We start from the raw sequence: 23,702 nt of genomic DNA on the forward strand, positions 1-23,702 counted from the left end.
GGCTCAGCCGAGGGCCGAGCGGATGTCGGTCTGCGAGAAATCGTCGCCGACGTAGAGCAGCGGCACGCCGTGCACCCGCGCGCAGGCATAGGCAAAGCAATCGCCGAGGTTCAGCCGCGCCGGGTGGCGGCCCTTGCCGTAGCGGGCATGGGCCGCGAGGGCCAGGGCGGTCTCGGCCTCGGCGACGGGGACGATTCGCAGACCTACGACGCGGATGAATTCCGCGACCTGCGCCTCGGCGTCGGCTACGGACATCGCCGTCTTGCGGGCCACCGCGACCGCCGTTTCGAAGACGGCGAGGCCTGAGGTCAGAGGGTCCACCGCACCGTCGAGGCGGCTCAGCAGAGTGGAACGCTCCGCTCCCGCGGTCAGGATCGCCACGAGGGCCGAGGCGTCGACGAACATCACTCGTCGTTCAGGCTGTCGTAGAATGCCTTGTCGGCCTCGAGGCCCGTGCGCGGCACGGCATCCATCCTGTCGAGGAGGGGCTTCAGCCGTTCTGCAAGGGACAGGCACGACTCCCGGCGCGCCAGCTCGTTCGCGAGCGCGAGTCGCACCGCCTCGGTCTTGCTCACGCCGGCCCGCGATGCCAGCTTCTCGGCCAGCTGATTCACCTCTTCGCTGCGGATGTTGAGCGGCATGGCGGCTCCCGTGTAGACACGTGGAGGCTAGTGTCTACACACCCCTGCCGCAAGGGCGGCCAGAACCCCGACCAAGGATCCCGATGACCCGCCTCGACGAGGCCCGCGCCGCGCTGAAGAAGACGTTCGGCTACGAGGATTTCCGCCCCGGCCAGGACGAGGTGATCGGCGCCGTGCTCGACGGGACCGACGTGTTCGCCGTGATGCCCACGGGTTCGGGCAAGTCGATGACCTACCAGCTCCCGGCCCTGGTCGACCCGGGGCTGACCGTGGTGGTCTCGCCGCTGATCGCGCTGATGCACGATCAGGTCCAGCAGATGCGCAGCGTCGGCATCCAAGCCGCGACCCTGAACTCGACGGTCGGGGAATCCGAGTCCCGCGAGACGTGGCGCGCCCTGCGCTCCGGCGACCTGCGGCTGCTGTTCGTCTCCCCCGAGCGCCTGCTGATGGACGGCTGCATGGACGCCCTGCGCGGGGCCGGCGTCCGGCGGCTGGCCGTCGACGAGGCCCACTGCGTCTCGCAGTGGGGGCACGATTTCCGGCCCGAGTACCGGGAGATCGCCCGCGCCCGGACGGCGCTGGGCAACGTCCAGACCCTGGCGCTCACCGCCACCGCCGACGCCGCGACCCGCGCCGAGATCGCCGAGCGGCTGTTCCCGCAGGACCGGCCGCCGAAGATCTTCGTCCATTCCTTCGACCGGCCGAACATCCGGCTGACCTTCCAGCCGAAGGACAACCCGGCCCGGCAGATCGAGCGGTTCCTGAAGCACCGGCGATCGGAGAGCGGGATCATCTACTGCTCGTCGCGCAAGCGCACCGAGCAGCTGGCCGAGACCCTCCGGAAGGACGGGTTCGACGCCCTGCCCTACCATGCCGGCCTCGACCAGGCGACGCGGATGGCGAACCAGGACCGGTTCCTGCAGGAGGACGGGGTGGTGATGACCGCCACCGTCGCCTTCGGCATGGGCATCAACAAGCCGGACGTGCGCTTCGTCTGCCACGCCGACATGCCCAACAACGTCGAGGGCTACTACCAGGAGATCGGCCGCGCCGGCCGCGACGGGCTGCCCGCCGACACGCTGACCCTGTACGGCCTCGACGACATGGCGCTCCGCCGCCGCCAGATCGACGAGAAGGAGATCTCGGACGACCGCCGCCGGGTCGAGCGGCGCAAGCTCGAGGCGATGATCACCCTGTGCGAGGGCGCGACATGCCGCCGCCAGTCGCTGCTCGCCTATTTCGGCGAGTCGAGCGGCGCTTGCGGCCGCTGCGACCTGTGCCGCGGCGGCGTGACCCTCGTCGACGGGACCGTACCGGCCCAGAAGATCCTCTCGGCGATCGTGCGCACCGGCCAGCGCTTCGGCGCGGCCTATATCTGCGACGTGGTCCACGGGAAGGAGAGCGACCAGATCCGCCGCAACGGCCACGCGAGCCTCAAGACCTTCGGGGTCGGGGCGGACAAGCCGGTGGCGGCCTGGCGGGCGATCCTGCGCCAGCTCTTCGCGGCCGGGGCGATCGCCGAGAACGCCGACGGCTACGGCGGCCTGTCCATGACCGAGAAGGGCGAGGCGATCCTGTTCGGCCGGGAGCCGGTCCAGCTCCGCCCCGACCCGGAGCCGAAGGCCGAATCCCGCGAGCGCCGCCGGGCCGCCGCCCGCGAGGACGGCGAGATCGCCCTCTCGGAGGCCGACGAGGCGCTGTTCCAGCACCTGCGGGGCCTGCGCGCCACGCTGGCCCGGGCCGAGGGCATCGCGGCCTTCATGGTCTTCCCGGACCGCACCCTCATCGAGATGGCCCGCCAGAAGCCCGTCGACCTCTGGGCGCTGCGCACCGTGCACGGCGTCGGCGAGCGCAAGCGCGAGGCCTACGGCGACAAGTTCGTGGCGGCGATCGCCGATTTTCTGGCCCATCCGCCGGCGGCGTGAGCGGCACCCATACACGGCCAGCAGGGCCGGCGTATTGCAACGCGGTGGCGGAACGCACTAATCCGTCACCGTCGCCGCGCGCGGCCCGGTTCGGGTCGCGCATCGGGTCGAGGGCCCTGCCGGGGCTCCCGGACCGCCCTCGTCGAGACCGCCCATGTTCCGCAACGACGTTCCGATCACCCCCGAGCTCGTGGCCCAGCACGGCCTGACGCCGGACGAGTACGAGCGCTTCCGCGGCCTGATCGGGCGCGACCCGACGCTGACCGAGCTCGGCATCGTCTCGGCGATGTGGAACGAGCACTGTTCCTACAAATCCTCCCGCAAGCACCTGCGCGGGCTGCCGACCTCGGCGCCGTGGGTAATCCAGGGGCCGGGCGAGAACGCGGGCGTCATCGACATCGGCGACGGCCACGCCTGCGTCTTCAAGATGGAGAGCCACAACCACCCGAGCTACATCGAGCCCTACCAGGGCGCGGCGACGGGGGTCGGCGGCATCCTGCGCGATGTCTTTACCATGGGCGCGCGGCCGATCGCGGCGCTCAACGCCCTGCGCTTCGGCTCCCCCGACCACCCGCGCACGCGCAGCCTCGTCTCCGGTGTGGTCGCGGGCGTCGGCGGCTACGGCAATTCCTTCGGCGTGCCGACCGTCGGCGGCCTGACCGGCTTCCACCGGCGCTACGACGGCAACATCCTGGTCAATGCCATGGCGGTGGGGCTCGCCCGCACCGACGGCATCTTCTACGCGGCCGCCGCCGGCGTCGGGAACCCGATCGTCTATCTCGGCTCCAAGACCGGCCGCGACGGCATCCACGGCGCCACCATGGCGTCGGCCGAGTTCGACGAGGAATCCGAGTCGAAGCGCCCGACCGTGCAGGTCGGCGACCCCTTCGCCGAGAAGCTGCTGCTGGAAGCCTGCCTGGAGCTGATGGCCTCCGGCGCGGTCATCGCCATCCAGGACATGGGCGCGGCCGGCCTCACCTGTTCGGCGGTGGAGATGGGCGCCAAGGGCGACCTCGGCGTCGAGCTCGACATCGACAAGGTGCCGGCCCGCGAGGAGGGCATGACGCCCTACGAGATGATGCTCTCGGAGAGCCAGGAGCGCATGCTCATGGTGCTCAAGCCCGGCATGGAGGCCGAGGCCGAGGCGATCTTCGTGAAGTGGGGCCTCGATTTCGCGGTGATCGGCCGGACCACCGACACGCTGCGCTTCGTCATCAAGTGGCACGGCGAGACCGTGGCCGACCTGCCGATCAAGGAGCTCGGCGACGAGGCCCCGCTTTACGACCGGCCGCATCTGGCCAACACGCACCAGCCGGTGATCGCGGCCGCCGATGTCCCGGCGCCGGCCTCGCTCACCGACGCGCTGAAGCGCCTCGTCGGCTCCCCCGACCTCGCCTCGAAGCGCTGGGTGTTCGAGCAGTACGACCACTTCATCTTGGGCAACACCGTCCAGAAGCCCGGCGGCGACGCCGCCATCGTGCGGGTCGAGGACGGGCCGAAGGGCTTGGCGCTGACCTGCGACGTCACCCCGCGCTACTGCGAGGCCGACCCGGTCGAGGGCGGCCGGCAGGCCGTTGCTGAGGCGTGGCGCAACATCACGGCGGTCGGCGCCAAGCCGCTCGCCATCACGGACAACCTCAACTTCGGCAACCCCGAGAAGCCCGAGGTGATGGGCCAGCTCGTCGGCTGCCTCCAGGGCATCGGCGAGGCCTGCCGGGCGCTCGACTTCCCGGTCGTGTCGGGCAACGTCTCGCTCTACAACGAGACCAACGGCGTCGGCATCCTGCCGACCCCGACCATCGGCGGCGTCGGCGTGCTCGACGACGTCGCGCGTCACGCGACGATCGCCCTCAAGCGCGAGGGCGACGTGCTGGTGCTGATCGGGGCGAGCGAGGGCTGGCTCGGCCAGTCGGCCTACCTGTCGGTGATCGAGGGCCGCGAGGAGGGCGCGCCGCCGCCCGTCGACCTCGCGCTGGAGCGCCGCAACGGCGACTTCGTCCGCGGCCTGATCCAGGCGGGCACCGTCGACACGGTCCACGACCTCGCAGATGGCGGCCTCGCCGTCGCGCTCGCCGAGATGGCCATGGCGGGCCGCCTCGGCGCGGCGCTCTCCGACGTGCCGGTTGACCTGCCGCCCCACGCCTACCTGTTCGGCGAGGATCAGGGCCGCTACCTGCTGGCGGTGCGGCCGGAGGCGGCCACCGACCTCCTCTCGGCCGCCGCGGCCCAGGGTGTGGCGGCGGCCTCGGTCGGCGTCGCCGGCTCCGATCGTTTGACCCTGCCGGGCGGCGAGACCATATCGCTCGCCGACCTGTCCGCGGCGCACGAGGGCTGGCTGCCCGACTACATGGCGAGCCAGCCGGCCGCGCCGGCCGCCTGAGCCCCGTTCTGACGAGGAGTTTCCCGATGCCGATGGATGCGGGCGAGATCGAGCGCATGATCCGCGAGGCTCTGCCGGACGCGCAGGTGGAGATCCGCGACCTCGCGGGCGACGGCGATCACTACGCCGCCACCGTCCTGTCGGCGGCCTTCAAGGGCAAGACCCGGGTGGCGCAGCACCAGATGGTCTACGGCGCCCTCCAGGGTCGGATGGGCGGCGTGCTCCACGCCCTTGCGCTGACCACGGGTGTCCCGCAGGATTGAGCCTTCTGGCGGGAGCGCTCCCGATGGACCGACCGAGCCTCTACGACGACGATATCGTGACCTGGGCCGAGGAGCAGGCGGCGGCTCTGCGCGCGCTGGCCGAACGGCCCGAGCTGTCGAACGCGGTCGATTGGGAGAACGTTGCCCAGGAGATCGAGAGCGTGGGGCGTTCGCATCTCCGGGCCGTCGAGGGGCTATTGATCCAGACGCTTGCCCACCTCCTCAAGCGCGCGTCCGCCCCCCTCGCGCCGGCCAGCTTGCACTGGCGGGAGGAGATCGCGACCTTCCAGATCACCGCCTGGAACGCCTACGAAGCGTCGATGCGGCAAAGGCTGAACTGGAGCAGGATCTGGAAATCGGCCGTCACGGCTGCGGAGGCTGGTCTCGGTGCCTATGGGAACGCGCTGCTCCCGGGACTGCCGGAAGCCTGCCCGATCCGTCCTGAGGATCTGCTGACCGAGACTTTCGATATCGAGCGCGCCCTTCGCACGATCGCTGCATCGGTTGCGCGCCGCTGACTCAGACCTCACATACGACCGACGAACAAGGACAGAGCGATGACCGACGTCAACACGACCATCCAGAATGAGATCGCCTCCCAGGACGTTGTGGTGTTCATGAAGGGCACGCCGCAGATGCCGCAATGCGGCTTCTCGGGGCAGGTGGTGCAGATCCTCAACTACCTTGGCGTGCCGTTCAAGGGCGTGAACGTCCTGGCCGACCAGGAGATCCGCGAGGGCATCAAGGCCTTCTCGAACTGGCCGACCATCCCGCAGATCTACGTGAAGGGCGAGTTCGTCGGCGGCTGCGACATCACCCGCGAGATGTTCCAGTCGGGCGAGCTGCAGACCTTCCTGTCCGAGAAGGGCGTGCCGGTGAAGACCGCCGCCGCCTGACTCTTTTGAGACTCGGCACGTTGGATGAGGGCGCCTGCGGGCGCCCTTTTTCGTTGCGCTCGCAACGACGGCGACCGATTCAGCGCGGCTCGCGCGCCACGAACAGCGCGACACAGCCGACCACCGTGATCTCCACCGACCGGAAGCGCCGGTCCAGCGCCGCGCGCAGGGCCGGCAGCGTGTCGGCGGCGTTCGAGAACACCCCCTTTCGGTTGTAGACCCGCATCAGCGCCCGCGCCGCACCCGTGGTCGGGATGCCGCCCGACAGGATCGTGGCGCCGAACACCACGCCGTCGTCGGCCAGGCACGGCCGCACCGTGTCAAAGGCCTTCGCCTTCGCGGCGATGTCGCCCGGCAGGCAGTGCAGCAGGTAGGTCATCCCGATCGAGGCGAACGGCGCGATGCCGGTGGCCGGGGCGCCGAGCACGTCGAACCGGTAGGTCTCGGGCCGGTAGCGCGCGATCCGGTCGGCCGCGAAGGCGAGGCTGTCGGCGTTGAGGTCCATCAGGCCGATGCGCGGTGTGGCGGACGGGAATCGGCACCGGTCGAGGTACCAGCCGGTCCCGACCCCGACATCGAGATGCGAGGCGCCCGCGTGCTGATCGTAGAGGGCGAGGATCCGCGCGGTCGGGCAGCGCCAGATCAGCGGGTTCGACAGGCGCAGCACGACGAGGTCGTAGAGCCGCAGCGTCCGCGGATTGTAGATCGCCTGTCCGGCTCGGGTGTCGGTCGCCATGGCTCTCCGTCAGGGCCCCTGTGGGCGGTGCGCATTCGCATTTGCCGCCGCGATCGCCTATATCAGACCCTTTCCAACGTATGGATCGTTTGAACGCCATGGCGACGCCGTCGCTCGACAGCGCCCGCGCGGCCGATGCCGCGATCGAGAAGGCGCCGGATCTCCTCCCCGAGGCGCTGCCCGGCCGTCGCCCGTCGCTGGTCGGCCTGACCCGCGAGGCCCTCAAGGCGCAGCTCGTCGGCATGGGCGTGCCCGAGCGCGAGAGCCGGATGCGCGCCGGCCAAGTCTGGCACTGGGTCAATTTCCGCGGGGCGTCCGACTTCGCCGAGATGACCAATGTCGGCAAGGCGCTAAAGGCGCAGCTCGCCGAGCACTTCACCCTGGAGCGGCCCGAGGTGGCGAGCCGGCAGGTCTCCCGCGACGGCACCCGCAAGTGGCTGCTGCGCATGGCCCCGACCAACCGGCAGGAGCACAACCGCGGCGCCGAGATCGAGTGCGTCTACATTCCCGGTCCGGACCGGGGCACGCTCTGCGTGTCCTCCCAGGTCGGCTGCACCCTGACCTGCTCGTTCTGCCACACCGGCACGCAGCGCCTCGTGCGCAACCTGTCGGCGGCCGAGATCGTCCAGCAGCTGGTCACCGCCCGGGACGAGCTCGGCGACTGGCCCGGCCAGATGCCGAGTCGCGACGCCGGCGGCTCCGGCGAGGTCGGCCGGCTTGTGACCAACATCGTGTTCATGGGCATGGGCGAGCCCCTCTACAACCTCGACGCCGTGGTCGACGCGGTCGGGGTGATGTCGGACCAGGAGGGTCTCGGCCTGTCCCGCCGCCGGATCACGGTCTCGACCTCGGGGGTCGTGCCGCAGATCCCCCGCCTCGGCGAGCAGGCCAACGCCATGCTGGCGATCTCGCTCCACGCCGTGCGCGACGACCTGCGCAACGAGCTGGTGCCGCTCAACCGGAAATACCCGATCGCCGAGCTGCTCGCCGCCTGCCGGGCCTATCCGGGCCTGAGCAACGCCCGCCGGATCACCTTCGAGTACGTGATGCTCAAGGGCGTCAACGATTCGGACGCGGACGCGCGGGAGCTGGTCCGGCTGCTCAAGGGCATTCCGGCCAAGATCAACCTGATCCCGTTCAACCCCTGGCCGGGCAGCCGCTACGAGTGCTCGGACTGGGACCGGATCGAGCGCTTCTCCGAGATCGTGTTCAACGCCGGCTACGCCTCGCCGGTGCGCACGCCCCGCGGCCGGGACATCCTGGCGGCCTGCGGCCAGCTCAAGAGCGAGACGGAGAAGCTGCGCGCCCGCGCCCGGTTGATGCAGGAGGAGGGCATCGGCGTGGAGAGTTTCTACGCCGGCGCCGACGACTGAGCGACGATCGAACGGAAGACGTCGAACCCGCGCTTCAGGATGAGGGCGTGGCTGGGGAATCCGGAACACGGAATGGTGTCGCTCACGCCGCGAACCGCCGCGCCTCCGCCCGGCGCAGCGCCGGTTCCTCGGCGCCGACCCATTCCGTCCGGTGCCGCGGCAGGGCCTCCGGGTGCTCGGCCTGGAGCCACGTGATCATCGCCTCGCGGACCACGCAGCGCAGGTCCCAGGCCTGGGGCGCGTTGCGGGCGCTCACCAGCATCCGGATCTCGATCGTTGATTCCTTCGCGTCCGAGACCTGGAGGTTGACCACCTTGCCGTCCCACAGGGGCGTGGCCCTGGCGATCTCGGCGAGCTTCTCGCGCATCGCCGCGACCGGCGCCCGATGGTCGACGTAGAGGAAGACGCTGCCGATCAGCGAGGCGCCGTCGCGGGTCCAGTTCTGGAACGGCTTCTGGATGAAGTAGGTCAGCGGCAGGACCAGCCGGCGCCAGTCCCAGAGGCGGACCACCACGTATGTCGCGGTGATCTCCTCCACCCAGCCCCACTCGTTCTCGACGATGATCGCATCCTCGATCCGGATCGGCTGCGTGATGGCGATCTGGATGCCGGCCACGAGGTTCGACAGGACCGGCTGCATGGCCAGCCCGAGGACGAGGCCCGCCGCGCCGGCCGAGGCCAGCAGGCTGACGCCGTACTGGCGCACCGGCTCGAAGGTCATCAGCGCCACCGCGAGGGTGATCAGCGCCACCAGCGTCACGCCGGCCCGCTCGAGGATGCGCATCTGCGTGAAGTGCTTGCGCGCCAGGAGGTTGTCCTCGGCGTCGAGCTTGAACCGCCGCAGGTAGATCACCGTGGCGATGTGGAGCGCGGTGGCGCAGCACCAGCCGGTCAGCGTCACGAAGGCCACCAGCAGGATCTGATTGAGGGCGATCCGCACCTCCCAGGACAGGTGCACCGTGGTGGAGGCGAGGCTGATCGTCACCACGATCAGGCCGAGGCGGCTCGGCCCGTGGGTCCGCGACACCAGCGAGCGCCAGAACAGGCTCTTGCCCGCGACCGCCCGCTTCATCGCCCGGTAGACGACCCCATGCAGGGGCATCACCACGGCGCAGCAGGCGACGATGAGGATCAGGCTCTCGGCCCACCACGGCAGGTAGGCCAGCGCGCGGGCTGCGGAGCCGGCGAGCGCGTCGAGGTCCGGCATCGGGCATCGCCTCCACGGGTTCCGAACGGGACCTGTGGCAATGGGTGGGCGCTGGCGGGAGTTCCGCAGCGCACCATGTGCTCGCCGCAACGCAGCGGCCCGGCGCAGCGGGTTGCGCCTTCGCGTCCGAGGCGGGGGCCGGACGATGGCGTCAGCACCGCGTCTCTGCGAGCGCAGCGAAGCAATCCAGGGAAGCGGCAAGCTCACCGATGGCACGCTGCCCTGGGTCGCTTCGCTGCGCTCGCGATGACGCGAGGTCGACGTCGAGCGCAGCGCTCGAACGCCGGCCGCCCTACTTCGCCGCCCCGACCGTCACGCTGCCCGAGGCGGTCCGGCCGAACCGCGCCGGCCGGTACATGTCCTCCACGGTGGCGCCCGGATGGACGTAGGTCCCGGGCGAGACCGCCCGCACCGTGTAGGCCACCGTGAAGAACGCCGACTGGCTCGGGTCACGGTCGTAGGCCGCCACGAACCGGTCGTCGCGGAACTCGGTGTGGACCGGCTGCACGTCGGACTTGGCGAAGGCGAGCCCCTGGAGCGCGTCGGCGTCGAGGAGCTTCGGATTGTCGATCTCCAGCCCCGCCGGCAGCGGATCGACCAGCAGGAGCCGCGCCGCCTCCGCCTTGGCCTCCGTGACCTTGAGCACCACCACCAGCCGGTCGTTCTGGCGCAGGCCGCTCGCCGGGTCGACGGTGCTGCCGTCGAGGCGGCGGAAGCTGCGCTCGATCGTGTAGCCCTGCTGCGCCGCCGGCTCCGGCACCAGGGGGCTGCCGTTGACGGTCACGGCCACCTGCACAGGGTTGCGGCCGGTATTGGTGAGCTGAACGCCCCGCTCGCCGAGGGCTGCCTCCCGGTAGACCCGGGCGAGCGTCCCGGTCTGCGGCGCGCCGTCCAGGGTGAATGACAGGCCGCCCGCTTCGTTCGAGAGGCTCTCGGCAGCGAGCACCATCCAGGCATTCTCCTGCGTGCTCGTCGCCCGGTCGGCCTGCTGCTCCTCGCCGAGCACAGAAGCCGCGGGGCCCAGCGCCCCCTGCGCCAGCCCGCTCTCGGCGGCCAGGGTGATCAGCCCGGCCCCGTCGCGCAGGCGGGAACCGTAATCGGCGCGGTACTGGCCCTTGTCGCGGTCGGTCCGCAGCACGGTCAGCGCCGACTCCATCGCCTTGGCGGCCCGGCCGCGGTCGCCCAGCAGCGCCAGGGCGGCGGCGAGCTGCGCCCGACCGAGGGCGGAGGAGAAATCGCCGATCTTGGTGTCGGCGAGGTAGCGCAGGTCGCCCATCACCGGCCGGCCGTTCCGGGCGAGCACGTAGGCCGCGTAGGCGAGGTCGGCGCCGCCGTTGCGCACCTCCGTGGCGTTGGCCACGGCGTTGCGCAGGTAGTCGAGGGCCTGGGCGAAGGCCTTCTGCGGCACCGCGAAACCGCGCTCCCGGGCGCGGGTCAGGAAGTCGGTCACGTAGGCGTCGAGCCAGAGGTCGCTCGACCCCTGCGCCGACCACAGGCCGAAATCGCCGCTCGAATCCTGGCGGGCGAGCAGGCGCTCGATCGACTCGCGCACCCGCTCGTCCGCGCCCGCGTCGAGGGCGAGCTTCTCCAGGGCCGCGAGCTTGTTGACGTAGAGCAGCGGCATCGCCCGGCTCACCACCTGCTCGGAGCAGCCGTAGGGGTAGCGGTCGAGCGCCCGGAGCAGGGCCGCCACGTCGACCCCCGGCAGTGCCGTGGCCGAGAGCGAGACGCTGCCGGTGCCGGGCTGCAGGTCGGCGAGGAGGTCCGAGGTCAGCGTCAGGCCCCCCCCGGGGGCGAGGCTGCGCACCGAGCGGCGCAGCAGGGCGCCGGTCCCCGGCGTGATCCCCAGGGCGAAGCTCTGGTTCAGGGCGGCCGGGAGACCGGGTCCCAACAAAGCGAGGTCGAGGCGGGCCGTGCCCGGCCCGGCGGCGGTGAGCGGGATCGCGAACTGGCCCTTGGCGCCGGCCTCCAGCCGCAGCGTCTGGCGCAGCGCGCTGGCGCCGACCACGACCGGGCCGGTCGGGCTCAGGTCGACCGTGTAGTCGCCCGCCTGCCCCTCGACATTGTCGAGGGCCACGAACAAGCGCGAGCGGTCGCCGGTGTCGAGGAAGCGCGGCAGCGTGGCGCTGAGCACGACCGGGTCGCGGATGATCACGTCGGCCTGCGCCTGCCCGACCCGGTCGCCGCTCCAGGCGGTGACCATCACGCGGCCGGTGCCGTTGAAGGCCGGGATCGGGAAGGTGACGCTGGCCGCGCCGTCCGGCCCCGCGGTCACGACGCCGGAATAGAGCGCCAGCGGCGCCTGGGTCGGCGGGGAATCGGCGAGCTCGCCGCCGCCCGCGTCGCCGCCGGAGCGGATCGCCCCGGCCGAGCCCTGCATGCCGTCGATCAGATAGCCGTAGAGGTCGCGGACCTCCGGCCCGAGCGCCCGCTGGCCGAGGAAGTACTGGGTCGGGTCCGGCGCCGCGTAGCGGGTCAGGTTGAGGATGCCGACATCGACCAGCGCCACGGTGATCCGCGCCGGCTCGCCGGCCTTGAGCCCGGTGAGCTGGACCGGCAGGGTCAGGTCCTGGCGCGGACGCGCCCGCTCCGGCGCCTTCACGGCGACGCCGAGGCTGCGCCGCTCCCGGTCCACCGAGAACCACGCCAGGCCGAGCGCCCGGCCCGGCAGGCGCTTGGCCGCTTGGTCGAGGGGTCGGTAGGCGGTGGCCACCAGGTAGGCGCCTGCGCCCCACTCGGCCTTCACCGGGAGGCTGACCGTGGTGCCGCCCTCCGGCACGCTGACCTCAAGCGTCTGGTGCACGCGGTCGCTGACGACCATCAGGCTGGCCTGACCCCTGAACTTCGGGCTGAGCTTGGCCCGCAGGGTGTCGCCGGCCGCGTAGGCGGCTTTGTCGAGGGTCAGGTCGAGGAGGTCGGGCGCCTCCGCGGTCTCGGAGCCGCCCCAGCCGACCTCGAAGCCGAGGCTCGCACTCGCCTCCGGGGCGCCCGCGGCCGAGACCTCCAGCCGGTAGCGGCCGAGGCCGACCGGCGCCTCGATCCGGCTCGGACCGGCGGCCGTGAGGTCGACGGTGCCGCTGGCGACGCGCCGGGCGGACTTCACCGCCTCGAACGACCAGCGCCCGTCCGCCCGGTACCACTGGTAGGAGGAGTCGATCCGCGACAGGGTCCAGCTCACGCCCGGCCGGGCGAGGAGCGCCCCGTCGGGGCTCGCGAACACCGCGTCGAAGCCCGCGATCCCGCCCTCCTTCAGGTCGGTGAAGCCCTTGCGCAGGGCGAGGACCGGGCCGGCCGGGAGGATCGGCAGGGTCAGGCTGCGCGACAGCGCCCGGCCGCCGGGCTCGCCGACCGCCAGCGTGATCTTCGCCTCCAGCGCCCGCGGGGCCACGACCTGCGGCACCGGCACCGTGACGGTGGCGCCGCCCTGCGCGTTCGTGGTGGCGTGGTCCTGCAGTTCCTGGGTCGCCGGCTCGACCGCCTCGTCGTCGAGACCGATGGAATAGGTCTCCAGCCCCTTGATGCCGCTGGTGGCCGCCGCCTGCACGGTCACGCTGCCCGACACGTCGAGATCGGCGCCCGGGGCGCCGTAGAGGTAGCGGGCGGCGACGTCGACCTGGGCGGCCTCGCCCCTGTTCAGGGCCGCCTGACGGGCCTTGAGGGTCACTTCCAGCCGCTCGGGGACGTAATCCTCCACCAGGAAGCTGGTCTCGCCGATCGCGGGCGCCTTCGGGTCCGTGTAGGCGGAGACCCGCCACGTGCCGTGCATCGCCCCCGACAGGAGCGGCAGCGGCAGGGCCCGGCCGCCGAGCCCCTGGTCGGGCACCGAGACGCGCCGGTACTCGACGCCGTCCGGCCGCTTGACCACCAGGGTCAGGGGCAGGTCCGGCACGGCGGCGCCGCGGGGATCGCGCAGCAGGGCGGTGAGCTGGACGGTCTCGCCCGTCCGGTAGACCCCCCGCTCCGGGAACAGGTAGGCGTCGAGGCCGCCGGTCTCGGGGCGGCCCTTCACGCCGCGGTCGGTGAGGTCGAAGGCGCCGAGGTTGAGGTCGAGGAAGCCGTAATCGCCGCCCGCCTGGGCGACCACGAGGCTCGGCGCGAGGCCGCCCTCCCCGCGGGCGAGCCCCGGATCGAAGGCGACGTGCCCCTGCGCGTCCGTGGTCCGCGTGCCCAGCACCTCGTTGTTGCGGGCGATCAGCCGGATCTCGGCGCCCGGCATCACCTGCGCGGAGGCGAGCGAGCGCAGGACCACGTGGACCCCGTCCCGCCCCTTGGTGGCGGTGAGTCCCAGGTCGGAGACCACGAACCATTGCGTGGCCTGGGTGTCGTACTCTTCGTCGGAAGCCGCCGTGCCGGAGGGGCGGGCCAGCATCACGTAGAGGCCCGGCTCCAGCTTGCCCACGGCCTGGAGGACCGGGAAGGCGGTGACGGCCTCCTGGTTCACCTCCGCCTTGGTGGTGTCGAGGGTGCCCTTCCAGACGCGCTGGCCCTTCTCGGACGCGATCGTCCGGGCGGTGGCGCCGCTGAGCTGGCCCAGGAAATCCTCCGACCGCAAGGTCGGCAGCAGGCCGCGGTCGCCGATGCGCAGCACCTCGACGTCGAGCTTCGGCGCGTTCACCGAGACGAGGGGCACGCCCGCCTGCCCGGTCCGCGGCAGGACGTAGTTGCGCCCGGTGAAGCGCACCTGCGGGGCGCGGTCGCGAACGTAGATCTCGTAATCGGCGGCCTTGAGCAGGCTCTCGCCGACGGCCGAGGGCAGGCCCTGGCGGACCACGATGGCGTAGCGGCCGCCGTGCTTGAGTCCGTCGACGCAGACCTGGGAGCCCTCCCCGGTCACGGCGGCCGCGCTGCTGCCCGACACGGCGACGAAGGGCGCGTAGTCGGTCTTGGGCCTGATCGCCTCCGAGAAGGTGAAGCAGGCCCGCGGGGCGGCGGCGTCGGAATCGACCTTGTAGTCGAGGATGCGGAATCCGTGCTCGGTCCGCAGGGTCTCGTAGGTCTCTCGGACCGGGCCGGTCTCGGCCAGGGCGAGGCTCGCCGCGTAGCCGTCGAGCGCCGGGCGCCAGGATTCCTGCTCGGCCTCCGCGGCGCCGAGCGCGGCCAGCGCTGCCGCGGCGTCGGCGGCCGTCCCGGCGCGCTCGTAGGCGCGGTAGGCGGCGGCCGTCACCCGCCCGCGCAGCCGCGACCGCCCCTGGTAGTCGTTGTCCTCCAGCGCGCCCAGGGCCGCGGCGGCCCCGCGGGCATAGGCCTGCCAGTTGCGCCCGTCGGTCGGGTCGGCCGCCACCGCGGCGGTGAGCGGCGCCAGCGCCTCGTCCGGCTTGTCGGCGGCGAGCAGGGCCAGCCCGGCGGCGCGGGACTGGCCGGCCGGCCGCAGCGGGCCTCCGGCCTCCGCCTTGAGCGCGGTCTCCAGGCGGACCGCCGCGCTGGCGAGGTCGGGCCGGACGAAGGTCCTGGCGAACGGCGCGGCGATGGCCGGCCGGGGCGCGGTGCGGGCCGCAGGCGGGGATTGCGCGAGCGGGGACTGGGCGAGAGCCGGAACGCCCGCGATTCCTCCGAGGAGCGCCAGGGCACCCGCGAGCCGTCCGAGCCGCGCCATCAGCCTGTTCTCCACCCGCCGCGACCCCGATGATTCGCCTCGGGTCCGGTCGCGCGGGAGCCTAGCACCGGCGGTCGGTGTCGCAACGCTTCGGGCCGCCGGAGGCTCTGCCCGGACCCGCGCCGAGGCTCAGAACGCCTTCAGCACCTGCTCGGCATGCTCGACGGCCACCGGGCCGGCGAAGCAGTGGGAGACCAGCGCGCGGTAATCCTGCCAGGGCTGCGAGCCGGTGAAGTCCTTCGTGTGGGCCTCCAGCGTGTCCCAGTGGATCAGCAGCCGGTAGCGCTGCGGATGCTCGATGGAGCGCCGGACCTCGAAGTGCCGGCAGCCCTTGGCCTGCTTGAAGATCGCCGAGGCCTCGGTGATGCCCTTCTCGAACTCGGCCTCCAGGCCGGGCTTGATCTCGATCTGCGCGATTTCGAGGATCATCGGTGACGTCCCTGTCTCAGGTGCGAAGGGCGCGGCCGAGCTTGGCCGCGAGGATGCGCTGCGGGCTCAGGGCCGGGTCGGCCTGGGCGGCGACCGGCAGGTAGGCGGTCTGCTCCAGCATGTAGCGGCCGCCCATGGCCCCGTGCATCACGAGGTCGGAGAAGGTCACCCAGGTCTCGCCCGGGCGGAATTCCACGTCGGCCTGGGGAGCCTCGGCCTGATAGGCCTCGTCCTGCTTGAGGGCGTCGTGCAGGTGCAGCATCAGGTGGTCGTATTCCGAGCGCTTCGCCTTGGTGATGCGCAGAGCCGCGAGCAGGCGCGCCGAGAGCGGCGAGTAGCCCGGCAGCCGCGGCAGGAACTTCTGCGCCATCGACCCGAAATCCTCGCCGACCCGCCAGCGGCGCGGCTCGCCCGCCGGGTTGACGTTGCGGAACACCCGCAGGATCCGCTTCTCTCCGATCGGGTTCGACGGGAACGCGTCGACGTGCAGGCGCGTGTCGTCGCGCCGCCAGCTCAGCTTGCGCCGGTCGACGTCGAAGGGCCGGTAGGAGGTGCCGGCGAGGCTCACCCGGTCGCGGTACTCGGGCAGATAGGTGCCGATCAGCTCGCGGGCGAAGGCGCGGTAGCGGATCAGCAGCTGGCGCAGGGCTTCCTGCTCCTCCGGCGTGCCGGCCGCCCCGCGCAGCTCGGCGGCCTCGCCGCGGATGTTGACGTTCTTGGCCTTGCCGTCCGCGAAGGGCCGCTCGGTGAACCGGCGCTCGAAGGCGCTGAACGGAAACGGCAGGTCCGGGAACAGCAGCACCGCCCCGGCCTCCAGCTCCCGCGCCAGGGAGCCGGGCGTCTCGCCGGGGGCAATTCTGCGGATCGGGCTGATCATCGTCTGCGCGCTGGCTGCCGTCACGGTGCGGCCCCCTGTAGCGGAGCCGCCGGGGGGAGGCCAGCGCCGCGCATTTCCGGTGGACGACGGGTGTCATCCACCGGCCCGGCGGAGGGCGCCCGCCCGATCGGCTTGCGCAACCGCTTCGTTCCCGGCACGTTCCTCGGCCAGCACCCGGCCCGAGAGCCCGGCGGAGGATGGCGCCGATGGCGACGTTGAAGGAATTCGAGGAAGCCCTGCGCGAGCACGGCATGAACATGGCGCTGGCGCTGCTGGAGCGCCTGCGCGAGCGCGACCGCGCGACCCGGACGGTGAAGCCCGCCCGGCGGCTGACCGGACAGAAGATGACCCCGGAACTCGCCCGGGCGATCCTGGACCTGCACGCCACGACCGGCATGACCCAGCAGGAGATCGCCTTCAAGGTCGGGGTCAATCAGGGCCGCGTGAACGAGGTGATCAAGCGCGGCAAGTGGCTGACCGACGACCCGAGCGCCCCGGAGGCCGTGGCCCGCGACAAGGCGGTGGCCCGGATGCGCGGCGACCCGAAGCCCAAGAGGCCGCCCGCCGCCCGCCCCGCCTCCGGGCGGGCCAAGGAGCGCAAGGCCGCGCCGCCGAAGGCGCGCAACCAGGGTCAGCTGGCATTGGGGGATCTTTAAGGGCCTGCAGCACCCTCGTCCTGGCGAGCGGAGCGAAGCGAGTGAGGGCAGCGCGATCCCGCGAAGCGCGGCGCTCCCGGGTTGCCTCGCTCCGCGCGCGAGGACGCTGAGCTACGAACCCTCCGGGTTCCCGGAGCGGCCGCTCACCCCGCCGGCGCGAAATGGCCCCGGTAGCGCGCGCCGATCACCTCGACCGGCAGCGTGACGAACACGTCCGTCGTGCCGAACTGGCGGTCGATCACCGCGCCATCGCCGAAGGTCGCGCCGAGGCGCAGGTAGCCCTTGATCAGCGGCGGCAGGGCCTGCAGGGCGGCCTTGGCATCCACCGCCTCGCGCGGCATCCGGTCCATCGCCACCGCCCGCTCCGGCAGCGCCCGAGCCCGCCAGCCCTCCGGCGCGCGGGCATGGTGGTGCAGGAAGGCGAGCGGAAGGGCCAACCGGTCCGGATCGGTACCCTCCAGGCTCGCGCAGCCGATCAGCGCGTCGATCCGGTGGTGCAGGACGTAGGCGTAGATCCCCTGCCACAGCAGCTCGACGGTCCGCTTGCTCCGGTAGGGCTTGAGCACGCAGGAGCGGCCGAGTTCCAGGAGCCGCCGGTGCCCCTGCGCGGCGAGCAGCGGCGCGAGGTCGTACTCGCTCTCGGAATAGAAGCCGGTGTGCCGCTCGGCCACCTCGCCGCGCAGCAGCCGGTAGGTGCCGACGACCTTCGGGCGCGGCTCGACGAACGGCTTCTTCCGCCTCGGCACCGCGTGGTCGAGAACGAGCAGGTGGTCGCAGACCGCGTCGTAGCCGTCGACGTCGCGGCGGGACAGCGCGGCGAGCCCGGAGGGCACCGCCGACATCTCCTCGTAGAAGACCTTGTAGCGCAGCCGCTGGGCCCGCCGAATCTCGGATTTCCGCGTCGCCAGCCGGACCTCGAGGCTGCCGATGCGGCCGAGGCTGCGGCCCTCGAACGGCTCGGGCAGGCGGATCGCCCGCTCGGCCGAGAGCACGTCGTCGATTCCGCCCGCGCCCGCGACGCCCGGCAGCGGGACTGCCCGGCGGCGCAGCTTGGCGATCGGCGCGCCGACGCCCCACTGCACGCCCTTGTGCCAGCCGGCTCCGAGCGCGCTGTAGGCTCCGCGGGCGAGATTGGCGACCATGGTCGGGTTCACTCCGGGTGCGCGTCCGTGCACCGTCGAATCCGACAGAGAGCACGACGGCCACACGCCATTATGACAGCCGCCACGAGAAAGCGCCCCGGCCGGGGCCGGGGCGCTCCGAGAGCCTGATCGGGGCCCGATCAGAACCTGACGGTTCCGCCTCGGGCGGGATCAGGCGGCCTGCTGGACCGCGTCCTTGCGGACGTCGCCCTCGATCACCGGGGCGCTGGGGCGCGCCGCCGAGGCGATCTCGATGCGACGGGGCTTCTTCGCCTCCGGGACCTCGCGGACGAGGTCGATGTGGAGGAGGCCGTTCTCCAGCGCCGCGCCCGTCACCTGGACGTGGTCGGCGAGCTGGAACCGGCGCTCGAAGGCGCGGGCCGCGATGCCCTGGTGCAGGAACTCCGCCTTGCCCTCGGCCTTGCGCTCGCCCTTCAGCGTGAGCGCGTTCTCCCGCACCTCGATCGACAGGTCGGACTCGGTGAAGCCGGCGACCGCGACGGTGATGCGGTAGGCGTTCTCGCCGGTCCGCTCGATGTTGTAGGGCGGGTAGGTCGGGGCCGCCTCGGCGCTCGCGAACTGGTCGAGGGCGGAGAACAGGCGATCGAAGCCGACGGTGGAGCGGTACAGGGGAGCGAGATCGAACTGACGCATGACATATCCTCGTCTGAGCAACATGCAATTCCGGTCCGCCCGATGGGCCGGACCCGTCTCTCGTGCCGCCTGACGGCCGGCACAGACGAGATATCGGAGGGGGAAAATCGCGCTTCAAGACCCCCGGCGATGGCGGGAAACGAGATTTTTTCGCTACGGTCGCACAGTGCATCGGAGGGTGCAGCGACCGGTGCGCGGAGGCGCTGAGGTGAGGCCAGTGAGACGCTTCGACGGTGATACCGGGCGCGAGCCGCCGCTCCTGACCCTGCGCAGCACGCCCGACAACCCGGTCCCGCCGGGCGGCACGCTGATCGCCGTCGGCACGCGCGACGACTGCACCCTGCGGGCGGCCTACTGGCAGACGACGGCGCGCACCTGCCGGGGCACCGTCTGCCTGCTCCAGGGCCGGGCCGAGTTCATCGAGAAGTACTACGAGACGATCCACGAGCTGCGCGCCCGGGGCTTCGCGGTCGTCGCCTTCGACTGGCGCGGCCAGGGCGAATCGGACCGGCGGGTGGACGATCCACACAAGGGCCACGTCGCCCGATTCGACGATTACCGCCTCGACCTGCGGGCCGTGGCCGAGACGATCCTGGTGCCGCTGATGCCCGAGCCCCATGTCGGCCTCGCCCATTCCATGGGCGGATGCGTCGCCCTCCTCGCGGCCCTCGACGGCGCGCTGCCGTTCCGGCGGCTGGTGACCCTGGCGCCGATGCTGTCGATCCGGATGATTCGCTGGCCGGCCGGCGCCGCGATCCTGTCGCGGGGGCTGCAGCGGCTCGGCCTCGGGAGCCGCTACATCCCGTTCGGCAAGCCGGTCTCGATCGCCACCAACCCGTACGCCGGCAACCGCCTGTCGCGCGATCCCGTCCGCTACGCCCGCAACGCCGCGGCGGCCCGACAGGTCGGCGCCGGCGCGGTCGGCGACCCGACGATCGCGTGGCTCGCCGAGGCGTTCCGCGCGATGGCGCGGCTGCGCGACCCGCGGGCGGCGCCGCGGATCGGGCTGCCGACCCTGATCGTCGCGGCGGGCGCCGACCCGGTCTGCGGCACGGCGGACACCGAGCGCTTCGCCGCCCGGCTGAAGGCCGGCCACATCCTGGTCCTGCCGGATTCCCGGCACGAGATCCTGACCGAGCGCGACGCGATCCGGCAGGATTTCTGGGCGGCCTTCGAGGCCTTCGTGCCGGGCTCGCCCCTGCCGACCCACGCGGAGGTCGAGGCGCACGCCGTCGCGGTGCCGGTCGCCTGAGGCGTCAGCCGCCGAGATCCGGGTCGATGTCCCGGGGGCGCACGAACCGGTCGAGGCGCCCGCGTCCCGGCGCGATCTCCGCCCAGTGGTCGCCGTCGAAGTCGATCACCGCGCAGGCCGCCGTCGGGAATTCCAGGGCCAGCCGGTCCCGGGCCGCCCGCGGTCCCGACCCGGCGAGCGCCGCCGCGAGGTCGCCGAGGCCCGGGTTGTGGCCGACCACGATCAGCGTGGCGGCCGCGTCGGGCGCCTGCCGGATCACCCCGAGGATCCGATCCGCCGGCGCCTCGTAGATCTCGGAGTGCCAGCGCGTCTCGGGGCTGCCGAGGGCGGCCTCCACCGCGGCCCAGGTCTCGCGGGTCCGCGCGGCGGTGGAGACCAGGGCGAGATCCGGGCACAGGCCCTCCCGCGCGAGGTGGGCGCCCACCGCCGGGGCGGCGCGTCGCCCGCGCTCGTTGAGCGGGCGCTCGTGGTCGGCCACGCCCGGCGGACGGTCGGACTTGGCGTGCCGCAGCAGGATCAGCCTGCGCATGAGCGAACCTCTGACGCGAATCGTGGGCCGGCCTCGGGGCTCCTGGTTCCGGCGCGCGCGCCCAGACCGGGCGGCGCCCGCTCACCTCCGGTTAGCCGAAAGCGCCCCGTGCGGGAACCTCGGCTTTGCCCTCATCGTTCCGACCGCGAGCCGTCCGCGCACGACCCGCGGCCCGATCCGCGGCGCGACGGTCTCTGGCCAGGAGGCTGCCCGATGGACCGATCCGCCCGCGTCACCGAGATCCTGTCGTGGTACGGGGCCGACAGCCCCGGGACCCTCACCAACCTCGCCCGGATGCTGGAGCACGGGAAGCTCGGCGGCACCGGCAAGATGCTGATCCTGCCCGTCGACCAGGGCTTCGAGCACGGGCCCGCGCGCAGCTTCGGCCCGAACCCGCCGGCCTACGACCCGCACTACCATTTCGAGTTGGCCCTGGCGGCCGGCTGCAACGCCTACGCGGCGCCGCTCGGCTTCCTGGAAGCGGGCGCGCGCGACTATGCCGGGCGCATCCCGCTCATCCTGAAGCTCAACGACCACGACCTCCTCGCCGACGAGGAGGATCCCGAGCAGGCGATCACCGGCTCGGTGGCGGACGCCCTGCGCCTCGGCGCCTGCGCGATCGGCTTCACGATCTACCCGGGCTCGGCCCACCGCAACGCCATGTACGGGCAGATCCGCGAGATCGCCGAGGAGGCCAAGAGCGTCGGCCTCGCCGTGGTGATCTGGTCCTACGCCCGCGGCTCTGCCCTCTCGAAGGAGGGCGAGACCGCCATCGACGTGATCGGCTACGCGGCCCAGATCGCCGCGCAGCTCGGCGCCCACATCATCAAGGTCAAGCTGCCCTCGGCCCATATCGAGCAGCCGGCGGCCAGGAAGGTCTACGAGTCGACCGGCATCCCGATCGGCACGGCGGCCGAGCGCGTCCGCCACGTGGTGCAATGCGCCTTCAACGGGCGGCGGATCGTGATCTTCTCCGGCGGGGCCCATGCCGAGGAGGCGACGTTCCTCGACGAGATCCGCGCCATCCAGGCGGGCGGCGGGTTCGGCTCGATCGTCGGCCGCAACGCCTTCCAGCGCTCGAAGGCGGACGCCCTGTCGCTGCTCGGCAAGATCACCGACATCTACGCGGGCCGCTGAGGCGGGCCGCGCCTCAGCCGCCGCCGCGGGCCAGTCGGGCGAGCCCGTCGCGGGTCGACCCGGCCGGCCGCCAGCCGAGGGACGCGAGCCCGTCGGCGCGGGCGACGAGCCCCTCGGCGACGCGGGCGAACTGCGCGTCCCGGCCGGTCAGCCGGCAGGCCAGCCGGAGGAGCCCGGCCGGCACCGGGACGAGGCCCGGGCCGCGCCCGAGGCCCTGGCGCAGGGACGCGATCATCTCGGGCAGGCTGAGCGGGTCCGGGTCGGCCGCGACGAGGGCCCGGTTCAGGGGGGCGGGCGCCGCCAGCACCGCGTCCACGGCGCCCGACAGGCTCTCCAGCGAGATCAGCGAGCGCCGCGCCGCGAGGCCGCCCAGCGGCAGCGGGTAGGGGCTGCGCGCCAGCCGCAGGAGCGCGGCCATGTTGCCCTTCACGCCGGCCCCGTAGACGAGGACGGGGCGCAGCGCGACCCAGTCCAGGCCGATCTCGGCGAGCGCCGCCTCGGCCTCCAGCTTGGAGCGGCCGTAGGCGTCGGTGGGCCGGGGCGGATCGCCCTCCCCGACCACGCCCGGCGCGCTCGCCCCGACCTGCGCGCGGATCGACGACAGGAACACGAAGCGACGCACCTTCGCGCGCGCCGCGGCCTCCGCCAGCCGGCGCGTCGCCTCGGTGTTGAGCGTGCGGTAGTCGTCCTCCGGTGCCCCCGACATGGCATGGGCGAGGCCGGCCGAATGCACCACCGCGTCGACGCCGCTGAGGGCCGCGGCCATGTTGATCGGGCGGGTCAGGTCGCCCACGACCGCGCTCGCCGCGCCCTCCGGCACGGTCGTGGGCCGGCGCAGCAGCACGCGGACCCGGTAGCCCCGCGCGGTGAGGTCGGCGAGCAGGTGGCGGCCGATGAAGCCGGTCGCCCCGGTGAGCGCGATGAGTCCGGTCACGGCTGGGCGGCACCTTTCACGGCTGGGCGGCACCTTCGGCTGGGCCCGGTGCCGGGGCGCGGGCGAAGCGGCGGAGCAGGGCGGCGACCAGGGCGAGCCCGGCAGCCGATGCGGCGAGCGTGACCGTCCAGGACGGCCAAAACAAGGTCGCGGCGGCGAGCGCCGCCAGGGCGAGATTGACCGCGAACACCCGCCCGACCACGCCGGGCACGCCGAGCCCGTTGACGGTGGCCCGCTGGTAGTAGTGCCCGCGATGGGCCTCCCAGACCCGCTCGCCCCGCGCCGCCCGGGCGGCGAGGGTCAGGCTGGCATCGGCGAGGTAGACGAGCGGCAGCAGCAGGGCGGCGGCGAAGCCGCCCGCCAGGGCGAGCTGGCACAGCAGCCACGCGGTGACGAGCCCGACCGGCAGCGAGCCGACATCCCCGAGGAAGAGCCGCGCGACCGGCCGGTTGAACGGCGCGAAGCCCAGCACCGCCCCCAGGAGGCTCGCCGCCACCAGGGTCGGCAGCGGCGGCAGGTGCCCGACGAGGCCGATGAGCAGGAGCGCGCCCGCCACCGGGACGATCTCCGCGACCGTCATCCAGTCGAGCCCGTCCATGAAGTTCGTCAGGTTGACGAACCAAAGGCCCGCCAGCAGCGCGAGGCCGCGCTCCAGCCAGAGCGGCAGGCCCGGCAGCAGGCGCCCGTCGAGGTGCCAGACCAGCAGGCCGACCACGACGGCCTGCACGGCGAGCCGCAGGGCGGCCGGCAGCGGCCGGACGTCGTCCACGGCGCCGAGGAGCGCCAGGGCCAGGGCGCCGCCCGCGAGCCAGATCCAGTCCGGCCGGCCGCCGATCTCCGGCGCCGCGATCAGCAGGCCCGAGATCGTGACCAGGGCCGTCACCACGGCGATCCCGCCCCCCTGCGGGGTCGGCACGGTGTGGCTGGAGCGGGCGTTCGGCCGGGCCAGGGCGTAGCGCTGCAGCAGCGGGCGCAGGCGCAGGATCAGGCCCGCCGAGAGGGCGGCGGCGAGGGGTACCGCCAGGAGCAGGATCGTGGTCAGTGCGGGCGGCAAGTTGGGCGGCAAGTTGGGCGGCAT

Annotated in this window: 21 protein-coding genes; 9 read left to right on the forward strand and 12 right to left on the reverse strand. The window is 72.6% G+C overall.

Annotation, left to right across the window (positions count from 1 at the left end; translation table 11 throughout):
* Window positions 1-3 precede the first annotated feature (3 nt).
* Both ACTJK8_RS10575 and ACTJK8_RS10580 read right to left on the reverse strand, forming a co-directional pair.
* Entirely contained in the window at window positions 4-405 is a 402-nt protein-coding gene (locus ACTJK8_RS10575; RefSeq protein ID WP_440761902.1) for a type II toxin-antitoxin system VapC family toxin, read from the reverse strand.
* On the reverse strand, window positions 405-641 hold the full coding sequence (locus ACTJK8_RS10580; protein ID WP_043073300.1) for a type II toxin-antitoxin system VapB family antitoxin: 237 nt from the start codon (window positions 639-641) through the stop codon (window positions 405-407). Before ACTJK8_RS10580 ends, ACTJK8_RS10575 begins: the two co-directional genes overlap by 1 nt.
* Window positions 642-724: 83 nt before the next feature.
* Between ACTJK8_RS10580 and recQ the strand changes: the two genes are divergently transcribed.
* The 5 genes from recQ to grxD all read left to right on the forward strand — a co-directional run bounded on the left by recQ (window position 725) and on the right by grxD (window position 6,105).
* The gene (gene recQ, locus ACTJK8_RS10585; protein WP_070998757.1) at window positions 725-2,566 is read left to right on the forward strand and encodes a DNA helicase RecQ; all 1,842 of its coding nucleotides are present in this window, start codon (window positions 725-727) and stop codon (window positions 2,564-2,566) included.
* Between the two features lie 154 nt (window positions 2,567-2,720).
* The gene (gene purL / locus ACTJK8_RS10590) at window positions 2,721-4,946 is read left to right on the forward strand and encodes a phosphoribosylformylglycinamidine synthase subunit PurL (RefSeq protein ID WP_440761903.1); all 2,226 of its coding nucleotides are present in this window, start codon (window positions 2,721-2,723) and stop codon (window positions 4,944-4,946) included.
* 26 nt (window positions 4,947-4,972) lie between these two features.
* Entirely contained in the window at window positions 4,973-5,209 is a 237-nt protein-coding gene (locus ACTJK8_RS10595) for a BolA family protein (RefSeq protein ID WP_007568343.1), read from the forward strand.
* A 23-nt stretch (window positions 5,210-5,232) separates the two neighbouring features.
* Window positions 5,233-5,727: a DUF29 domain-containing protein gene (locus ACTJK8_RS10600; protein ID WP_012318125.1), complete on the forward strand. Its 495-nt coding sequence runs from the start codon at window positions 5,233-5,235 to the stop codon at window positions 5,725-5,727.
* A 39-nt stretch (window positions 5,728-5,766) separates the two neighbouring features.
* Window positions 5,767-6,105 (forward strand): Grx4 family monothiol glutaredoxin, encoded by a 339-nt coding sequence (gene grxD / locus ACTJK8_RS10605; RefSeq protein WP_012318124.1) that lies wholly within the window; start codon window positions 5,767-5,769, stop codon window positions 6,103-6,105.
* A 79-nt stretch (window positions 6,106-6,184) separates the two neighbouring features.
* On the opposite strand, the gene ACTJK8_RS10610 is transcribed toward grxD, so the two are convergent.
* A complete protein-coding gene (locus ACTJK8_RS10610; protein ID WP_440761904.1) occupies window positions 6,185-6,841 on the reverse strand; it encodes a class I SAM-dependent methyltransferase in 657 nt (218 codons plus the stop codon).
* Window positions 6,842-6,939: 98 nt separating this feature from the next.
* Between ACTJK8_RS10610 and rlmN the strand changes: the two genes are divergently transcribed.
* Entirely contained in the window at window positions 6,940-8,214 is a 1,275-nt protein-coding gene (gene rlmN / locus ACTJK8_RS10615) for a 23S rRNA (adenine(2503)-C(2))-methyltransferase RlmN (RefSeq protein WP_070998752.1), read from the forward strand.
* 82 nt (window positions 8,215-8,296) lie between these two features.
* On the opposite strand, the gene ACTJK8_RS10620 is transcribed toward rlmN, so the two are convergent.
* The 4 genes from ACTJK8_RS10620 to ACTJK8_RS10635 all read right to left on the reverse strand — a co-directional run bounded on the left by ACTJK8_RS10620 (window position 8,297) and on the right by ACTJK8_RS10635 (window position 16,320).
* Complete coding sequence (locus ACTJK8_RS10620; protein WP_063111033.1) at window positions 8,297-9,421, reverse strand: mechanosensitive ion channel family protein; 1,125 nt, start codon at window positions 9,419-9,421, stop codon at window positions 8,297-8,299.
* Between the two features lie 292 nt (window positions 9,422-9,713).
* Window positions 9,714-15,014: an alpha-2-macroglobulin family protein gene (locus ACTJK8_RS10625; protein WP_440761905.1), complete on the reverse strand. Its 5,301-nt coding sequence runs from the start codon at window positions 15,012-15,014 to the stop codon at window positions 9,714-9,716.
* A gap of 129 nt (window positions 15,015-15,143) precedes the next feature.
* A complete protein-coding gene (locus ACTJK8_RS10630) occupies window positions 15,144-15,443 on the reverse strand; it encodes an antibiotic biosynthesis monooxygenase family protein (RefSeq protein ID WP_010685588.1) in 300 nt (99 codons plus the stop codon).
* Window positions 15,444-15,459: 16 nt separating this feature from the next.
* Window positions 15,460-16,320 carry a Kdo hydroxylase family protein gene (locus tag ACTJK8_RS10635; RefSeq protein WP_440761931.1) on the reverse strand — a complete coding sequence of 287 codons (861 nt, stop codon included), beginning with the start codon at window positions 16,318-16,320 and terminating at the stop codon, window positions 15,460-15,462.
* A gap of 206 nt (window positions 16,321-16,526) precedes the next feature.
* Here ACTJK8_RS10635 and ACTJK8_RS10640 point away from each other — a divergent pair, with 206 nt between their 5' ends.
* Complete coding sequence (locus ACTJK8_RS10640; protein ID WP_440761906.1) at window positions 16,527-16,976, forward strand: RNA polymerase subunit sigma-70; 450 nt, start codon at window positions 16,527-16,529, stop codon at window positions 16,974-16,976.
* Between the two features lie 143 nt (window positions 16,977-17,119).
* On the opposite strand, the gene ACTJK8_RS10645 is transcribed toward ACTJK8_RS10640, so the two are convergent.
* Complete coding sequence (locus tag ACTJK8_RS10645; protein WP_043073317.1) at window positions 17,120-18,118, reverse strand: GNAT family N-acetyltransferase; 999 nt, start codon at window positions 18,116-18,118, stop codon at window positions 17,120-17,122.
* A 171-nt stretch (window positions 18,119-18,289) separates the two neighbouring features.
* A complete protein-coding gene (locus tag ACTJK8_RS10650; protein ID WP_012318116.1) occupies window positions 18,290-18,772 on the reverse strand; it encodes an Hsp20 family protein in 483 nt (160 codons plus the stop codon).
* 217 nt (window positions 18,773-18,989) lie between these two features.
* Between ACTJK8_RS10650 and ACTJK8_RS10655 the strand changes: the two genes are divergently transcribed.
* Entirely contained in the window at window positions 18,990-20,024 is a 1,035-nt protein-coding gene (locus ACTJK8_RS10655) for an alpha/beta fold hydrolase (RefSeq protein WP_024830778.1), read from the forward strand.
* 4 nt (window positions 20,025-20,028) lie between these two features.
* Here ACTJK8_RS10655 and ACTJK8_RS10660 read toward each other — a convergent pair whose 3' ends face one another.
* A complete protein-coding gene (locus ACTJK8_RS10660; protein ID WP_440761907.1) occupies window positions 20,029-20,553 on the reverse strand; it encodes a SixA phosphatase family protein in 525 nt (174 codons plus the stop codon).
* A gap of 213 nt (window positions 20,554-20,766) precedes the next feature.
* On the opposite strand from ACTJK8_RS10660, the gene ACTJK8_RS10665 reads away from it, so the two are divergent.
* Window positions 20,767-21,690 carry a class I fructose-bisphosphate aldolase gene (locus ACTJK8_RS10665; RefSeq protein WP_024830779.1) on the forward strand — a complete coding sequence of 308 codons (924 nt, stop codon included), beginning with the start codon at window positions 20,767-20,769 and terminating at the stop codon, window positions 21,688-21,690.
* A gap of 13 nt (window positions 21,691-21,703) precedes the next feature.
* Here the strand turns inward: ACTJK8_RS10665 and ACTJK8_RS10670 are convergent, their stop codons facing one another.
* Together ACTJK8_RS10670 and ACTJK8_RS10675 are read right to left on the reverse strand one after the other, a co-directional pair.
* The gene (locus ACTJK8_RS10670) at window positions 21,704-22,624 is read right to left on the reverse strand and encodes an NAD-dependent epimerase/dehydratase family protein (RefSeq protein WP_070998749.1); all 921 of its coding nucleotides are present in this window, start codon (window positions 22,622-22,624) and stop codon (window positions 21,704-21,706) included.
* A 16-nt stretch (window positions 22,625-22,640) separates the two neighbouring features.
* Window positions 22,641-23,702, reverse strand: a complete 1,062-nt coding sequence (locus ACTJK8_RS10675) for an MraY family glycosyltransferase (protein ID WP_440761908.1) — start codon at window positions 23,700-23,702, stop codon at window positions 22,641-22,643.

The organism is Methylobacterium sp. 22177, from assembly GCF_052045615.1.
Classification (GTDB): domain Bacteria; phylum Pseudomonadota; class Alphaproteobacteria; order Rhizobiales; family Beijerinckiaceae; genus Methylobacterium; species Methylobacterium radiotolerans.

What these genes read in the sequence shown, in the direction of transcription:
- ACTJK8_RS10595 (WP_007568343.1), top strand. Translation starts at nt 4,973, where the DNA reads ATGCCGATGGATGCGGGCGAGATCGAGCGCATGATCCGCGAGGCTCTG.
- ACTJK8_RS10675 (WP_440761908.1), bottom strand. Translation starts at nt 23,702, where the DNA reads ATGCCGCCCAACTTGCCGCCCAACTTGCCGCCCGCACTGACCACGATC.
- purL (WP_440761903.1), top strand. Translation starts at nt 2,721, where the DNA reads ATGTTCCGCAACGACGTTCCGATCACCCCCGAGCTCGTGGCCCAGCAC.
- ACTJK8_RS10640 (WP_440761906.1), top strand. Translation starts at nt 16,527, where the DNA reads ATGGCGACGTTGAAGGAATTCGAGGAAGCCCTGCGCGAGCACGGCATG.
- ACTJK8_RS10645 (WP_043073317.1), bottom strand. Translation starts at nt 18,118, where the DNA reads ATGGTCGCCAATCTCGCCCGCGGAGCCTACAGCGCGCTCGGAGCCGGC.
- ACTJK8_RS10580 (WP_043073300.1), bottom strand. Translation starts at nt 641, where the DNA reads ATGCCGCTCAACATCCGCAGCGAAGAGGTGAATCAGCTGGCCGAGAAG.
- recQ (WP_070998757.1), top strand. Translation starts at nt 725, where the DNA reads ATGACCCGCCTCGACGAGGCCCGCGCCGCGCTGAAGAAGACGTTCGGC.
- ACTJK8_RS10660 (WP_440761907.1), bottom strand. Translation starts at nt 20,553, where the DNA reads ATGCGCAGGCTGATCCTGCTGCGGCACGCCAAGTCCGACCGTCCGCCG.
- grxD (WP_012318124.1), top strand. Translation starts at nt 5,767, where the DNA reads ATGACCGACGTCAACACGACCATCCAGAATGAGATCGCCTCCCAGGAC.
- ACTJK8_RS10665 (WP_024830779.1), top strand. Translation starts at nt 20,767, where the DNA reads ATGGACCGATCCGCCCGCGTCACCGAGATCCTGTCGTGGTACGGGGCC.
- ACTJK8_RS10620 (WP_063111033.1), bottom strand. Translation starts at nt 9,421, where the DNA reads ATGCCGGACCTCGACGCGCTCGCCGGCTCCGCAGCCCGCGCGCTGGCC.
- ACTJK8_RS10630 (WP_010685588.1), bottom strand. Translation starts at nt 15,443, where the DNA reads ATGATCCTCGAAATCGCGCAGATCGAGATCAAGCCCGGCCTGGAGGCC.
- rlmN (WP_070998752.1), top strand. Translation starts at nt 6,940, where the DNA reads ATGGCGACGCCGTCGCTCGACAGCGCCCGCGCGGCCGATGCCGCGATC.
- ACTJK8_RS10575 (WP_440761902.1), bottom strand. Translation starts at nt 405, where the DNA reads ATGTTCGTCGACGCCTCGGCCCTCGTGGCGATCCTGACCGCGGGAGCG.
- ACTJK8_RS10650 (WP_012318116.1), bottom strand. Translation starts at nt 18,772, where the DNA reads ATGCGTCAGTTCGATCTCGCTCCCCTGTACCGCTCCACCGTCGGCTTC.
- ACTJK8_RS10600 (WP_012318125.1), top strand. Translation starts at nt 5,233, where the DNA reads ATGGACCGACCGAGCCTCTACGACGACGATATCGTGACCTGGGCCGAG.
- ACTJK8_RS10625 (WP_440761905.1), bottom strand. Translation starts at nt 15,014, where the DNA reads ATGGCGCGGCTCGGACGGCTCGCGGGTGCCCTGGCGCTCCTCGGAGGA.
- ACTJK8_RS10635 (WP_440761931.1), bottom strand. Translation starts at nt 16,320, where the DNA reads ATGATCAGCCCGATCCGCAGAATTGCCCCCGGCGAGACGCCCGGCTCC.
- ACTJK8_RS10610 (WP_440761904.1), bottom strand. Translation starts at nt 6,841, where the DNA reads ATGGCGACCGACACCCGAGCCGGACAGGCGATCTACAATCCGCGGACG.